Annotated in this window: 13 protein-coding genes; 3 read left to right on the plus strand and 10 right to left on the minus strand. The window is 68.6% G+C overall.

What is annotated here, in order from left to right; all coding sequences use genetic code 11:
- Positions 1-99: 99 nt before the first annotated feature.
- The 6 genes from B118_RS0126135 to B118_RS0126160 form a co-directional block, all read right to left on the minus strand.
- A complete protein-coding gene (locus B118_RS0126135) occupies positions 100-1,401 on the minus strand; it encodes an MFS transporter (RefSeq protein ID WP_028187846.1) in 1,302 nt (433 codons plus the stop codon).
- On the minus strand, positions 1,394-2,596 hold the full coding sequence (locus B118_RS0126140; protein ID WP_018219753.1) for a cytochrome P450 family protein: 1,203 nt from the start codon (positions 2,594-2,596) through the stop codon (positions 1,394-1,396). Before B118_RS0126140 ends, B118_RS0126135 begins: the two co-directional genes overlap by 8 nt.
- Before the next feature lie 52 nt (positions 2,597-2,648).
- A complete protein-coding gene (locus B118_RS0126145) occupies positions 2,649-3,326 on the minus strand; it encodes a DUF5825 family protein (protein ID WP_028193720.1) in 678 nt (225 codons plus the stop codon).
- A complete protein-coding gene (locus B118_RS0126150; RefSeq protein WP_028193721.1) occupies positions 3,307-5,211 on the minus strand; it encodes a RiPP maturation radical SAM C-methyltransferase in 1,905 nt (634 codons plus the stop codon). Before B118_RS0126150 ends, B118_RS0126145 begins: the two co-directional genes overlap by 20 nt.
- Positions 5,212-5,296: 85 nt before the next feature.
- Entirely contained in the window at positions 5,297-5,455 is a 159-nt protein-coding gene (locus B118_RS32600) for a hypothetical protein (RefSeq protein ID WP_018215451.1), read from the minus strand.
- A gap of 5 nt (positions 5,456-5,460) precedes the next feature.
- Entirely contained in the window at positions 5,461-7,275 is a 1,815-nt protein-coding gene (locus B118_RS0126160; RefSeq protein WP_018811132.1) for an alpha/beta hydrolase family protein, read from the minus strand.
- A gap of 166 nt (positions 7,276-7,441) precedes the next feature.
- On the opposite strand from B118_RS0126160, the gene B118_RS0126165 reads away from it, so the two are divergent.
- The gene (locus B118_RS0126165; RefSeq protein ID WP_026273026.1) at positions 7,442-7,876 is read left to right on the plus strand and encodes a MauE/DoxX family redox-associated membrane protein; all 435 of its coding nucleotides are present in this window, start codon (positions 7,442-7,444) and stop codon (positions 7,874-7,876) included.
- Positions 7,877-7,918: 42 nt separating this feature from the next.
- Here B118_RS0126165 and B118_RS0126170 read toward each other — a convergent pair whose 3' ends face one another.
- The gene (locus B118_RS0126170; RefSeq protein ID WP_018811131.1) at positions 7,919-8,608 is read right to left on the minus strand and encodes an ElyC/SanA/YdcF family protein; all 690 of its coding nucleotides are present in this window, start codon (positions 8,606-8,608) and stop codon (positions 7,919-7,921) included.
- Between the two features lie 127 nt (positions 8,609-8,735).
- On the opposite strand from B118_RS0126170, the gene murJ reads away from it, so the two are divergent.
- Positions 8,736-10,313: a murein biosynthesis integral membrane protein MurJ gene (gene murJ, locus B118_RS0126175; RefSeq protein ID WP_018811130.1), complete on the plus strand. Its 1,578-nt coding sequence runs from the start codon at positions 8,736-8,738 to the stop codon at positions 10,311-10,313.
- Between the two features lie 70 nt (positions 10,314-10,383).
- Here the strand turns inward: murJ and B118_RS0126180 are convergent, their stop codons facing one another.
- Positions 10,384-11,745: an alpha/beta hydrolase gene (locus tag B118_RS0126180; RefSeq protein WP_028187851.1), complete on the minus strand. Its 1,362-nt coding sequence runs from the start codon at positions 11,743-11,745 to the stop codon at positions 10,384-10,386.
- Entirely contained in the window at positions 11,745-12,440 is a 696-nt protein-coding gene (locus B118_RS0126185; RefSeq protein ID WP_043542187.1) for a TetR/AcrR family transcriptional regulator, read from the minus strand. The genes B118_RS0126180 and B118_RS0126185 overlap by 1 nt, the downstream gene beginning before the upstream one ends.
- Before the next feature lie 114 nt (positions 12,441-12,554).
- Between B118_RS0126185 and B118_RS33550 the strand changes: the two genes are divergently transcribed.
- The gene (locus B118_RS33550) at positions 12,555-12,677 is read left to right on the plus strand and encodes a hypothetical protein (protein WP_272945122.1); all 123 of its coding nucleotides are present in this window, start codon (positions 12,555-12,557) and stop codon (positions 12,675-12,677) included.
- On the opposite strand, the gene B118_RS0126195 is transcribed toward B118_RS33550, so the two are convergent.
- Positions 12,674-14,257, minus strand: a complete 1,584-nt coding sequence (locus tag B118_RS0126195; RefSeq protein WP_028187853.1) for a DUF6194 family protein — start codon at positions 14,255-14,257, stop codon at positions 12,674-12,676. The two genes, B118_RS33550 and B118_RS0126195, sit on opposite strands and share 4 nt — an antisense overlap.
- Between the last annotated feature and the right edge of the window lie 17 nt (positions 14,258-14,274).

Consider the following 14,274-nt stretch of genomic DNA (forward strand, 5'->3'; position numbering starts at 1 on the left):
TAATAAATGGCCGTTCATTTATTAAATCAGGTGGGGGTCGCCCCGGGCAAATCCCGCCGCTACCCGTGCCCACGTCCGCTGGTCAGGGCCGATCCACCGTTACCGCTGCCGTAGTTCGCGGCGGGCGCAGCCGTAGCCGAACGCGGCCAACAGCGCTGCCGCGGTGGCGAGGAAGATCGCCGTGCTGCCGTAGGCTTCGGCCACCAGACCGGCGGCGATCGTGGAGAGCGGAAACAGACTCAACGCGGCGAAGACGATCGCGCTCATCACCCGGCCAAGTAGGTGCGGCGCGGTGCTCTGCTGCACGATCGTGATCACCAGTACATTCGTGACGGTGCTGGCGAGGCCGGCCACCGACAGCGCGACCACGGCGCCGAGATAGCCGGCGAAGGGCACCAACGCGACAGCGACACCCAACACCAGGCCCGAGATCATCGCCGTCGATCCGCGTCGGGGCAGCCCCGCCACACCGGCGGAGCAGAGCCCACCCACCAGCGAGCCGGCCGTGAAGGCGGCGAGCAGACCGCCCAGCCCACCCGCACCAGCGGCGAAATCGTCGTTGTTCAGCGACGGTAGACCGACCCGGACCATTCCGCCGACGGTGAGGTTGGCGGTCGCGGTGACCAGCAGCACGGTACGCAACAGCGCCGACTCACGAAGCAGCTGCCAGAACCCGATCTCTGGACCGGCCGGCGGCGTCCCGTCGGCCGGCTCCGGCGTCGGTGCCGCGCCGCCACCAGTGGCGGCCGCCACCGGCATCGCCGCAGCGCGCCCCACACCGCCGATCATCGCCAGGCAGGCCGCCGAAACGGCGAAGGTCACGGCGTCCACACCGAACGCCACCGCTGGCGAGAGGGCGATCACCACGAGCCCGGCCGCACCCGGACCGATCATTCCGGCCGCGAACGTGGCGGTGCTGTGCAATCCGTTGCCAGCCTGCAACTGCTCGGCGGGCAGCAGCCGCGGGGTGATCGCGTAGGCAGCGGGCTGGAACAGCCCGGCGCCGAGTCCGGTGCCGGCCACCAACACCGCTACGGCGACCATGCCGCCAGCTCCGGTCACGGCGACCACGACGATGCCGGCGGTGAACAGCACCCGAATCAGGTCAGAGATCAGCATCACCGGCCACGGGCCGATCCGGTCGGAGAAGACCCCGCCCAGCGGTGTCGTCACCAGCCGGCACAGCCCATAGCCGGCCACCAGTAGGCCGAGATCGCGCGCGCCGCCGCCGAACTGGTAGACCAGAAACGGAAGCGCCACCGTGTGAAAGGCATCACCAAAGACAGAGATCAATTCGGCCGCGAACAGCAGCCGGTAGCCGCGGATGCGCAGGGGAGCGAAGCTGAGCTGCGGCCGGAACCGGCGAGTGATGGAGGTGGCCGCCGTCGTAGCCTCAGCCATGGAGGGATACCGGAAGTGACTCCAGTCCACGCAACATGATCGTGTCTCGCCACCGGAGCTGACGCACCTCCGCGGCGAGCGCCAGCCTCGGGTGCCGCCTCAGTAGGGCACCGAGAGCCACCTCACCTTCGAGTTTTCCGAGAAACGCGCCGAGGCAGCGGTGCAGGCCGTGGCCGAAGGCGAGATGTCCGGTGTCGCGCCGGTCGAGGATCAACCGGTCGGCGTCCGGGAACCGGTCGGGGTCCCGATTGGCGCCGCCGAGCGACACCAGCACCAGCTCACCGGCGGGAATCACGACATCGTCAACAGCGACGGGCGTGGTGGTGAACCGTAGCGTTGCCATGGCGACCGGGGACTCGTAGCGGAGGAACTCATCTATCGCCTCCGGCAGCGCGTGCTGGTTTGCCAGCAGCCACCGGTGCTGGTCGGGGTTGCGCATCAGGGCGAGGGTGGCGGTGCCGAGCAGGTTGACGGTCGTCTCGTGCCCACCAATCAGGAGCAGGAAGACCATGCCGATGATCTCGTCGTCGGTCAGCTGGCCCGCGTCGCGCGCGGCCAGCAACTCCGTCAGGATGTCGTCGCCGGGCCGGGTCTGTCGTATCCGTAGCTGAACCGCGATGTAGTCGGTCATTTCCCGCAGTGCCGTGGCGAAGGCGGCAGGGTCGTCGTCGTGCGTCAGGATCGCCGTTGACCAGGATCGGTAGGCGTTTCGCTCCTCAGCCGGGAAGCCAAGCAGCTCACAGATGACCAACATCGGCAGCGGGAAGGCGAAGTCCTGCACCAGGTCCACTGTCGTTCGACCGGTGAGCCCGTCCAGCAAGGAGGTGGTGATGCGTTCCACCAGTGGTCGCATCGCCGCCACCCGTCGAGCGGTGAACGCGCCCTGAACGTGGCGCCGCAACCGGGTGTGGTCCGGCGGGTCGCTGTTGAGCATGTGGACGATGTCACCGCCGAGGGTAACCCCGGCGACCCGGTTGTCGGCCAGGGCCTGGGCGCGGCGGGCGTCCTGCCCGAATCGTGGGTCGGCCAGCGCCGCCCGCACATCCCGGTAGCGGGCGATGACCCACATCGGGATGCCCTCGTCGCTGTGCAGGATCGATACCGGGCCGTTGGCGCGGATGCGGGCCAACGTCGGGTACGGATCGGCGATATACGGCACCGGTGGCGGGGTCGACGTGCCGGTCACGGTCTCCACGGCTCTCCTCGCGGTTGGGGCGGTTGGGGCGGTTGGCGGGAGAAGGGCCTGCCTACACGCTCAGGGCAGGAGACGGCCACCGGTACGCCCGGGTCGGCAGCCACCACAGATACCCGGACTGCTCGGCGATCAGCCGTGCCTCGGTCAGCTCCTCACGCACGGGAACGGGCAGCTGCCCGGCCGGGACGCCCTCCGCCAACTCGGTGATCGCCGCCAGATGCGCTGGTTCGTCGATGGTGTACATCTCCAGCGTGCCGAGCCGCCGGTCGCGTACCTCGGTGAACCCCGGGCCCCGCCGGGACACGCACATCCCCAGAAAAAACGACGTCTGCCAGCCCCGTACCGCCGCGTCGTCGTCGACACCATTCACCCGAGCCGGCGGATACAGATGGTTGAACAGGCCTCGACCCGCGCAGCCGTCGTGACAACGAGCTACCCACTCCACCGAGACCGCGTGGGCCGTCAACTCCCGGAGCAACACCAGGGTGCGGGCGGCGACGACGCCCGCGTCCGGACACAGGTCGACCGGGTCGGCGATCCGGACCTGCCGGACGCCCAGGTGGTAGAGCTCGGCGACGAGGGGTTCCCACGGGCCGGTGATCTGTCGGGTACCGAGAGACATACCCGGGACCTGGGCGGTGGTGGGCTCGTAGTCGCGGGACAATTCGATCTCGACCCCGCTTGCGCCCCACTCGGTCAGCTCGGTGAGCTCAGGCGACGACGGTGGCACGCGATTCCTCCTCAAGTCGCCGGACCTCAGCTCGGCGGTGATCGATTCGGGTCAGTACCTGATTGTTGGACTCCACGGCGAGGTGCACCTGGTGGCCACCGTCGTGAAACAGCAGGCCCAGCGCGGTCCACCGGGACAGCAGCGGCTCGACGGCCGCCGCCCCGCCGGGCACCTTCGCGGCGAGGGTCGCGACCGTACGGGGCTGGCCCAGGAGCCGAAACAGCTCGACCTCGGCCGGCGTAGTCAGCTCCAGCACGGTCCAGTCGTAGCTGGCGCGTCGGCTGACCAACACGATCCGGTCGGCAAGCTCCTGGTACGTGAGCCGGCTGACCGGATACTGCGCCTGCCAGGTGCCGAGTGCCGCGTCGAGGTCGGCGGCCTGGGCCCCGTCGATGCCGTTCGGCGCCGACGTGAAGATGTACGCCAGGTCGGCGAGCTCGGTCTCGGGCAGCCGGTAGATCTCGGTGTACTGGGGGGCCGGCCGCAGGACGGCGAACCCCAGTTCCGGGCGGTCGAAGTAGGGGCTGTACCGCTCGATGGCGATCCGGGTGGAGCTGATCGGCGGCTCCAGATGGTGCAGGGCCGGCAGCTGCGCGACGACGCTGGTGTAGTCCCGTGCCGTCTCACCGGGGAACCCGTACAGGTAGTTCCAGCTCGCCGTCACACCCGCGCTCTGCGCGTCGCGCAACGCCCGTACGTTCTGGCAACCGGTGACGCCCTTGTCCATCAGCCGCAGCACGTTGGTGCTGAGGCTCTCCACCCCGGGCTGGACCTGTACGGCACCGCCGTCGCTCAGCTGCTGGAAGTGGTGCCGGCGCAGGTTGGCCTTGACTTCGAAGTGGAGGCGCAGGTCGTACTCCGATTCGGCCAGCCAGCGCAGCACCGTGTCGAAGTACGCCATGTCCAGGATGTTGTCCACGACGATGAAGTCGAGCAGTTGGTGGCGGCGCGCCAAATCGAGGAGCTCGTCAAGGAACCGGGCTGGGCTCTTGCTACGAAATTGCATGAACGACCCGTTGAGCCCGCAGAACGTACAGTGGTGCTTCTCGCCCCACCAGCAACCGCGGGAACCTTCGACGACCAGTTTGGGCGCTACCCAGTCCGCCGCCACCGAGGCGTCCAGTCGCTCCAGGTAGCCGGTGTAGTCGGGAGCCACGATGTGGGTTGGCGGCAGGGGAGTGGACGACATCTCGTTGGCCTGTCCCCTGCCGTCGCGGTCCCGCCAGCACAGGCCGGCGATCCTGGCCAGCTCCGCCGGGTCGGGTGCGGTGGTCAGCGGATCGAGCGCGTCCAGTAGGTGCGGGAAAGCGACCTCCCCCTCACCCCGCACGACGTAGTCGACGTAGGGAAAGTTGCGGTGCAGTGCCGCCCCCTGTGGCCCGTCGCAGTTGGCGCCACCGAACACGATCTGGGTCTGCGGCCGTAGTTGTTTCAGCAGCCGGGCGACGGCCAGGCTGGCGGTATTCTGCTGGAACGTGGTGGTGAAGCCGACGACATCGGGCGATGTCGCCGCCAGTTCGGTCGCGAGCCCGCGGATGAATTCGGGCACCACCCGGTGCATCGACCCGGTCCGTGCGATCTCGGCGTCGGCGGTGCCGTTGCTGGCCAGCAGCCGGGCGTAGGAGTCGAACGATCGGTCTGCCTCGTCGAGCAGGCCGGAGAAGACCCAGTCGCCGGCGCCGAGGAAGTAGGAGGATTCCGAGAAGTACTGATAGTCGGCCAACGTGAGGTTGGTGACTCGGGCCGCCCAGTCGACGAAGTCGAGGTTCGCGTAGCGGACCTCGACTTCGTGGCCACCCCGGCTGGCTGCCGTACGCAGGATGCCCAGCGCCAGCGACGGAACATCGATCGAGCCCCACGGCATGCTGACCAGGACGACCTTCATTGCGGATCCTTCCGTTGGTGGGCTCCGTCCCGGAGCGGGCTGCTCCGGAACGGAGCCGTTGAACTCGCGCGGTTACCGCTGGTGGCTACTCGCTGACCGCCACCTTGTCGGCCGCTGGATCGGTCCCGCCGCTCCGTTCGGCCGCAACTGCCCGGTCCATGTCGAGGAACATCTTCACCACGACCGCCCCGCGCTCCCGCTCGTTGGTGGCGATCGGGTCATGCCGTACGCTGCGTCGCTTCATGCGATTCACCTCCCTCCCTGGCTGGTTGGCTGGTACGGACGGCCGTCCGCTGTGGCCGCCCGGGTTCGGTCCGGTCCCAGTGCCTGGCCGGCGTACCGGAGTAGCTCGTCGAACGCGTGGGTCTGGCTGGCGGCGTCGCCGAGATGGCCGCCGGACATCCAGTGCAGTTGGTGCGGCACCCGGCGGTGGCGTAGTGCAGCGACGTAGCGTCGCACCTGGCCCGGCGGGCAGCGGTCGTCGTCGCTGGCGGCAGCGATGAACAGGGGGCCGCGTACCTGGTCCAGGTAGGTCATTGGATTGGCCGCGCGGTATCGCTGCGGTACGTCGTCGGGCCCGCCGCCGAAGAGTTCGTCGTCCACCTCGCGCAGCGCCGGTGTGGTGCCGCGGTAGGCAGCCGGGTAGTCGGCGATGGGGGCGACGGCGAGGCCGACCGACCAGTCGGCCGGTGTGACTCCCATCGCGAGGAGAACCAGGTACCCGCCCCACGAGTATCCGCACAGGCCGACCCGGCCTGGTGCGGCGACGCCGCGGTGGAGCAGGTGTCGCCGCACCGAGGTGAGGTCGTCCAGTTGGGCCAGCCCGACCCGATGGCCGTATCCCCGTTGCCACTGCGGCCCGTACCCGGTCGAGCCCCGGTAGTTGGTGCGCACCACCGCGTACCCGGCGCGCACCAGCAGTTCAACCCGAGGGTCGTAGGCGTCGCGGTCATGTAGGGACGGCCCGCCGTGGACCAGGAACAGGGTCGGCCACGGCCCGGCACCGGGCGGGGTGGCCAGGAAGCTGTGGATCCGGCCGTAGGGCTGATGGGTCCACAGTTCGCTGCGCCGGGCTGTTCCGGTCGGTTGCGCCGGGCCAGCCGCTCGTGGCGCCCCCCGGGCCGCTGCGCCGGGTCCGGCGACCCGGCGCTGGGGCGGCACCGACTCACCGGTCCAGACGTAGTGGATGTCGCCGCCGGGGGCGCAGGTCAGATCCAGGATCGTGCCGGGTGGGGTGGCGATGGCCGCGGGTTTACCACCGGTGAGGTCGGCCAGCAGTAGCCGGCTGCGACCGGCCTGGTCGTGTTGGATGAGCACCTGCCCGTCCGTGCCGTACCAGTGGGCCGTGACCTCGGTGTCGTAGGAGAGGGCTTCGGCCAGTGCGATACCCCGGTCCCGCTGCCAGGTGCCGACCCGATACCGCTCTGGTGTCTCGACTATGACCAGCAGCTGCGGGTGGGACCGGTCGCCGGGGCGGAACTCAAGCGTCCAGATTCGCCGGCGGTAGCTGCCAGCTACGACGTCGAGCCTGCCGTCGCTGAGGCGAATGACACTGATCGCCGTGTCGCTGTCGGCCCGCCCGGCCAGTGCGACCGTATCTCCGTCAGCGGTCAGGTCGACCAGTGTCGCGTAGCCCGCCGCCGCGGCGACCAGTTGCCCGGCTCCGCCGGGTCTGCCCACGTAGCACCGGGTCTCGGTTTCGGTGCCGATGCCGACCGCGACCCGACCCCCGGAAGCGTCGAAGGCGATCCCGGCCTGCCGGCCGGGCGGCAGGCCGGCGAGGGCGGTGGATGGTGTCGTCGGGTCGGTAGCGGTGGGCCGGAACGGTTGCCGTCGCCAGCGCCCGATCCCGGCCGGGTTCGCGTCGAACCACCAGAAGTGCCGACCGTCGGGTTCGATGTCGTAGCCGGTCACGCCGTTCGGGGCGGTGGTGCGGACCTGCCGCTGGTCGGTGCGTCGGTCCCAGGTCAGGACCTGGGCCAGGCCGTTGTCGATGCAGACCTCGACGGACTTCTCAGGCCGCTGGGCAGCGAAGGCAGGCGCGTAAGGAATGTGCACAGTCACCCCGATCCAGGCCAGGCACCTACCGGATCGTATTCGTTCAATTGCTTTGGGTAAATAGGCGGTCGCTGTCGGCTGCCTGGGTTTCGGAATCGTTCCTCAAGCCAGAGAAATCATTAGTTGTCGCGTTTTGGGTGCTGGAGCTGGGTTATGACGTTAGCGTCGGCTCATGTGGCTTCGTGCTGTCCTGGGTGCCATCCTCACGGTGATGGGAGCAGGCCAGCTTGTTTCATGGCCCGTGATGCCGGACATCCTCGCCGCGTACCAGGTCGCGCCCGCGGCGGCGTTGCCGTGGCTGGCAGCGGTGCTGATCCTGGCGGAACTGGCCGGTGGGCTCTGGCTACTGACCCGACCGCGGTCGTGCGCGCTGACCCCGGTCTGGATCTATGTGGGGGTGGCGGTGGCCTGGGCTGGCCTGGCGGCGCAGGCGTTCGCACGCGGGCTGACGGTCGACAACTGTGGTTGCTTCGGGCGCTTCCTGATCCAGGGACTCGGCTGGTTCGTGCTGCTCCAGGACGCCCTGCTGCTGCTCTATGCCGGACTGCTACTGCGCGCCACCCGCAAGGCCCGGGCACGGTCGGCAGCAGCCGGCGCGACAGGCTGAGTAGAGCGGCGCAGCGGAGTCGGCGCCGCGGCCCAGAACGGTTCAGGGTACGAGCCAGTCAGACCCATGGTTGCTCCACAACCAGGAAAGGTACCGCCGTAGCTCCTGCGGTGTGGCGAGCCAGCCCTTGTTCAGGTAGGTGAGGATGCGCTTCACCTCGCCGGGAATCAGGTCCTCGGAGGTGACGCCGGTCTCCGGGATCGGCGTCTGAGGGGCGACGGCCGCGGGAGCCGGGACGACGGGTATACGGATGCTACGTCTATCCAACTCCTTCAGGACGGTGAGATAGAACCGAGGCAGATGGTAGGGGGAGGTGGTGAGTGCGATGCTGGTGACGTCACTTTCCCGCACCTGGTCGGCGATCCAGGCGGCCTGCCGGCCGGTGTTGGGTGACGGGTCCGGCTGTAGCTGGAGTCCTTCCCGGCGACGGAGGCCGAGACCACGTACATAGTCGAGTGTGACCTCGGTGTAGGTCCTCTCCGCCGGGTTCCCGCTCGTGACCAGCAGGTGGCGGAGGCGGGGGTTTGCCTCCCAAGCCCGGATCGCGTGGGTGAAGCGCCACTCTTCCCCCTGGCCGGTCGCCACCGCGACGGCATCGATGTGGTTGGTAGCTGCCGGAGGGATGGACAGGATCATTGTGATGGCCTTGGTCACCTCGAGGAGTTGACCGGCCGAGAAGCCATCCAGTTCTTCGTCCGGCACAAACCGGGCAATCGCCGACGCGGTGCTCATCCGGGGCTCCAATCGGGGGACGGGGCAGGGCTCCAGGGGCGGGGGCAGGACTCCGGGGACCGGGCGCCCGTGCGCTAGGAAGGTCGCCATGACAGAAGGATCTTCTCTTGGCAGCGCGGGTCGGGCCATGGCGGTGGCGACGTTGGCTTCCCGGGCCGTCGGTTTCGTCCGGCTGGTGGTGCTGGCCTCCGCGCTGGGAATGGGGAGTCGTCTGCTGGACAGCTACAACGTGGCGAACACCCTGCCCAACGCCGTCTACGAGCTTGTCCTCGGAGGTGCGATGGCCAGCGTGGTGGTGCCACTGCTGGTGCGTGCGGCACTGACCGAGCCCGATGCCGGGGTGCTCTACACCCAGCGGCTGCTGTCGCTGCTGGTCTACGGGCTCGGGGCAGTCACGCTGGTAGCGATGGTCCTCGCCCCGTGGCTGGTCGCGGTCTACACGCCGGGCTTCTCTGACGAGCAGCGCGACCTGGCGGTGCTGCTGTGCCGGTTCTTCCTGCCCCAGATCCTGTTCTACGGCCTCAGCGCCTCCGCCGGCGCCGTACTCAACACCCGGGGCCGGTTCGCCGCGCCGATGTGGGCGCCGGTTGTCAACAGTCTGATCGTGATCGGGGTCGGGCTGACCTACCTCGCGATCGGCGGTACCAACAGCATCACGTCGATGCCCACCGGGCAGCTGCTGTTGCTCGCCGTGGGCACCACCGCGGGCGTCTTCGCCCAGATGGCCCTGGTGGTGTGGGCGCTGGCACGCAGCGGCTTCACCCTTCGCCCCCGGCTCAACCCACGGGGTATCGGGATCCGACGAATCGGCCGGCTCGGCGGCTGGGTCCTCGTGTCGGTCGTCGCCGCGCAGATCCTGCTCGCGGTGGCCACCCGGGTCGCCTCGATCAGCGAACCGGGCGGGGTCAGCGTCTTCCAGACCGCGCTCGCGGTGTTCCAGATGCCGTTCGGGGTCATCGTCATGTCGGTGATGACCGCCATGTTGCCCCGGCTCAGTCGCCACGCCGCCGGCCGCCAGCACGCCCACATCGTCGAGGACCTGTCCCAGGCGGTACGGCTGGCCGTCGTCGCCGTCGCCCCGATCGCGGTCGCCCTGACGGTCCTCGGCCCGCAGATCGCCACGCTGTTGTTCGCCCACGGCCGCAGTTCACCGTCGGCGATCGCCCTGCTGGGAACAGTGGTGGCAGCCTTCGGGGTGGCCCTGGTGCCGTTCACCGGCTTCATGATTCTGCAACGCGGGTTCTACGCCCTGCAGGACACCAAGACCCCCGCGGTCATCACCGTCGGAGTCACCGCCGTCGGCGTGGCCGGATGCTTCGCCGCGTCGCGGCTACTACCCCGCGCCAGCGCCGTGGTCGGGGTTCCCCTCGCGTACGCGGTCGCCTACACGGCGGGCCTCACCGCTGCCGCCCTACTCCTGCGCCGCCGACTGGGCCGGATCGACGGGCACCGGCTACTTCGTACGCATGCCCGGGTAGCGGTCGCCGGCGGCCTCTCCGGGGGCTGTGGTGGCCTCACGGTCTATGCCCTCGCCCCACTGTTCGACTCCCCGAACAGCGGGGCGCTGATCACCGTGACCACGGCGGGCATCATCGGCTGCGCCGTCTACGTTGTGGTGGCCCGCCTGGTGCACCTCACCGAGCTGCGGCAACTCGTGACAACCGCTCTGGGGCCTGTGTCTGAGTCGGTGATAGCCACTCGTTGATCGCGATGAACTGGGGCTGTCCCGCGCACCCACCCGGGTCCGCCACCACAGGAGCCTTCCCGGGCGGGAGTCACCCGGCAGATCTATCAGGCGTCGTGCACCGAACCGTCCGGTCCAGGAACTGTAGAATCTGACTATTCTTCCATCGGGTGATCCCGATACCGGACGCGTCGCCGAGGTGTCCCAACCATCGCAGAATGGGTAGTACGACGGTAGCGTCATGGAAGTCCAGGTGCTTTGTCCCGGGCGCTGTCAACTCGTGGAACTCGGCCTGTGCGGTCTCCCGGGCGAAATCGTTGCTGCCAGAGTTCAACTCACTGTAGATCATCAGGTACGGAACGCTGAGTGGGTCGTGAGGGCGTTCACTGTAGAGCCCGCCATCAATGTTGATGGCTGCGGTGCACCGGTTGTCGATCTTGCTGAGCTCGCTGGCGACCGCCCCTCCCAGGGAGAGCCCCATCGTGGCGATCGGCCGCCCTGACCCCAGTTCGTCGGTGGGATACCCGGGAACAGCGGCCAGGATGGTGGGAAGTCGATCAAGTACATGCTGTGAGTCTTCGGTACGTCGGGCAACGACGGTAGCTGTGCTGGTGCTCAACCGGTAGAGCTCCGCAGAGATTCGGGCGCGCTCGGATCGGGCGAGCCTACCCCGCAGCTCGCGGTTGATCTCCTGGATCCGGCTGGCTGTGGCCGGGGCGACGGCTGCGTCCGTTTCCTCCAACTCGGCACGCTGGTCGATGTGCCTGACACTCACCACGACATAGCCGTGGCTTGCCAGCGATTCCATCAGGAGCGAGTTCTCCGCGGTGATGGACACGAGCCCGGGCTGGTAGAGGACCACCGGCGCGGTAGTAGCGTGTCGGCTGGCGTGGGCGCCACGAATCGCATGCGTCCGTACCTGCTTCAGGTAGCCGGCGAGCCGCCGTAGCCCGGAGGGGATCCCGGGAGCTTCGTGGAATTCGGACCACAGGGCTTCGCCTTCCGAATGTCGTTGAGCCAGGTTTGCTTCCGCCGGGTACCACGTGGTGACGAAGAGTCGCCTGCGTCCCATGCGTGGTGCCGTCCTGATGTCACGCTCCTCCGTTGTCGTGATCACGCCGACCCCGAACGGGCCGTCGGGCTGCGGGAGGCTTGGAATGGGAAAGCCGACTACCAACGCGACAGACACTGTCGACAACGCCAGAGCGACCAGCCCGCCGACGATGCGTACGCCAACGGGCAGTTCTGTGACGACAGCGACGCAGAGCCAGGCGACGGCGAGGTAAGCCGGTGCCATCTGCCACCGGGCGCTGTTGTTGACCAGGCGGAGGATGCTGAGTGCGGTCACCGCGACGATCGCCGGCAGCGTCACGCTCGTCGGAGTGGCAAAGAGGATCAGCGTCGTGGTGAGGGCGGTAGCAGTTAGAGTGGCGCGTTCGACAAAGGTCCACATCATCGATTCCGCCGGTCCGACGCGCCCGGGACGCGGGTGACACCGAGGTAGCCACATACGAAGTCGGCGAGTTCCTCGGCGAACTCGTCGGCATCGGTGGGAAGGTTCCAGCCGGACATCCCCTCTGGGTGAAGCAGGCGTCCCAGGAACATCAGGTTGAAGAAGTAGGCAGTCATGCTGGCCGCTCGGGCCAGGTCCGAATGGCGTATCTCGTCGGCGTGACCCTGTAGCAGTGAGCGAAAGCCGGACACGGCAACCTCCTCCCGGTGCCGCCAGTGCTCGTCGAGCAGGTCCGGGTGCAACCGAGACTGGAGGTAGGCCGGCTGCATGACATAGCGCAGGTCCTCGGATTGACGCCATGCCGCACGGCCGACTTGGACGAGTGCCTCACGCAGCGAGGTGCGGCTGCTCGGCACGGGGTTGTCCCGGGAGAAGTCGTCCCACCAATGCGTAACCCGGCGCAGGTACAGGGCGACGAGGATGGCGACCGAGGCGTTCTGATTGTCGAACCGCTGGTAGACCGACGCCACGGACACACCGGCCCGGTTGGCGATCTTCGCGACGCTGATCTCGTCGAAGTTCTCTTCATGCAGCAGTTCGTCCAGTGCGGTGATGAGCTTGTCCCGGGTCTCGCGGGAGCGCCGCTGCGTGGCGGGTTTGGTGCCGGGCGACGCACCGTCCACAGAACTAAACATGACTCAGGTTTACCTTATTTCCGGAGGGATCTCAACCGACTCGCCTGGCTGGTAGTTCGAGGTTGCGGGGTAAGCCGGGTGCGCGGCGAGCGCTGCCTCGACGTGTGGTGAGACGTGTCGCCAGTGGACCCGGACGCCTTCGCCCGCGCCCTGCACGACGCGTTGATCACCTACCCGGGCGCGGGCGTCGCGGTGGCCGCGCACCGGCTGGGACGCCTACGGCCGTCGCAGTGCTAGCCGGCAGCAGCTTCTGCTGATCCGCTGCGGGAACGAGCCCGAGCCACCAGCCGGGTCACCTCCGCCACGGTGGCCGGGCCCGGATTGACCACACTGACCCAACCCCGCACGGCGTAGACCGGATGGGGCAGCAGACGGTCCGTCTCCGTGAAGTCGAGCCGGTCGCGGTGTACGTGGAACTCCTCCGGGCCGTAGCCGAACAGGTTGCGGAACTCGGTGCGTCCCACCTCGATGCTCAGCCGGTACCGTCCGGGGTCGGCCAGGCGGGACCCTTCGTCGAAGCCCGGGACGTCGTGCCCGACGATCGTGGCGAACGGTCGCACCCGGTCCGCGCCGGTGAAGAAGAACCGGTCGCCCCACATGTGGGGCGGGTGCTCAGGGCCCGGCAGGATCCGGGTCTCGGTCACCCCCGTCAGGCCGGCGATCCGGGCCGCGTCGGCCGCCCCCGGTTCGGAACCGATGTGCAGGATCGCGTCGCACGTCCCGACCGTCGCCGCTTCCAGCGACGACAGCCCGAGCAGGTCGGCCGCGCGTTCACGTAGCTCGTCGCCGGTGGGCGGCGGAAAAATCCCGGTCTCGGCGCCGAGTTGGTGCTCGTAGGTGCCGGGCTCCGGCGGCCCGAGACCCAGCGGCCCGCTCGCCCCGAGACTGCCGGCCACGTACACGTACCTCCTGCCGAGCGAGGCAGACACGATCGAGCCGGCGCCGTTCCACTGGAAGGCCAGGTCCTGGCCCTCCCAGTGGCTTTCCCACCGGCCCGGGTGCCGTTGCAGGTGGAGGTTGTGGGCGGAGACCAGGACCGGCCCCCGGTCCCGTTCGCGGGCGAGGATGTCCAGCAGATTTTGCGCCATCAGCGCGTCCCGGACGGCGAGCATGCCACCGATGCGCTGCGACTGGGTGCCCGGTACGGCCATCGCGCCGTGGTAGGTGAGCAGGCCGACAACCACGCTGGCGAGGACCGTGGCGCGGTTCCAGGACTCCAGCGATGTCTCCCGGACCAGGCGAGGCGCGTCGGCGTACAGCTGGGTGCGGAAGTCCTCGGCGATACCGCGTAGCGTCGTCGCCTCCCGTGATCGGCCGGGAGATCGCGTCGCGTCGTACATGATTTCGGGAGCGGTCCAGCGCTCCTCAGCGCCGACGAGGCCGTCCAGGTTAGAGACGGTTTCGCCGAGGTAGTCGCGCAGTTCACGCAGGATCGGCCCGGGACTGGGTGCGCCGGTGATCTCGGTGGGGGCGTCGAAGCCGTGGAAGGTGACGCGCTCGTCGGGCGGCAGCTTTTCGTTGTGGGCGCGCAGCCAGTCGACCAGTTCGCGGCTGGCGGGGTGGGTGCCCCAGCCGTGGCTGATGCCGGTACTCAGGTCCACCTCGTCGCGGCGACCCTGCACGTAGTCGTTGACGGCGAGCCCGGCGGCCCGGTCCGATTCGATGGCGATGGACCGGAAGCCGTGACCGACGAGGGTTTCGAGGATCCGATTGCGTAGGTGGGGGAAGGCCGGCTCCCCGTGGTAGGGCTCGCCGATCGCGAGCAGCCGCGGCCGGTGGGCGCGGACAAGGGCCTGCAACTCCGTATCGAAAGCCATGACCTTAACCGTATCGT

Origin of the sequence: Salinispora pacifica CNR114 (assembly GCF_000514775.1) — a bacterium.
GTDB lineage: Bacteria > Actinomycetota > Actinomycetes > Mycobacteriales > Micromonosporaceae > Micromonospora > Micromonospora pacifica.

Coding starts and splice junctions, on each gene's coding strand:
- B118_RS0126135 (WP_028187846.1), bottom strand. CDS start 1,401: ATGGCTGAGGCTACGACGGCGGCCACCTCCATCACTCGCCGGTTCCGG.
- B118_RS0126150 (WP_028193721.1), bottom strand. CDS start 5,211: ATGAAGGTCGTCCTGGTCAGCATGCCGTGGGGCTCGATCGATGTTCCG.
- B118_RS32600 (WP_018215451.1), bottom strand. CDS start 5,455: ATGAAGCGACGCAGCGTACGGCATGACCCGATCGCCACCAACGAGCGG.
- B118_RS0126165 (WP_026273026.1), top strand. CDS start 7,442: ATGTGGCTTCGTGCTGTCCTGGGTGCCATCCTCACGGTGATGGGAGCA.
- B118_RS0126170 (WP_018811131.1), bottom strand. CDS start 8,608: ATGAGCACCGCGTCGGCGATTGCCCGGTTTGTGCCGGACGAAGAACTG.
- murJ (WP_018811130.1), top strand. CDS start 8,736: ATGGCGGTGGCGACGTTGGCTTCCCGGGCCGTCGGTTTCGTCCGGCTG.
- B118_RS0126180 (WP_028187851.1), bottom strand. CDS start 11,745: ATGTGGACCTTTGTCGAACGCGCCACTCTAACTGCTACCGCCCTCACC.
- B118_RS0126185 (WP_043542187.1), bottom strand. CDS start 12,440: ATGTTTAGTTCTGTGGACGGTGCGTCGCCCGGCACCAAACCCGCCACG.
- B118_RS0126195 (WP_028187853.1), bottom strand. CDS start 14,257: ATGGCTTTCGATACGGAGTTGCAGGCCCTTGTCCGCGCCCACCGGCCG.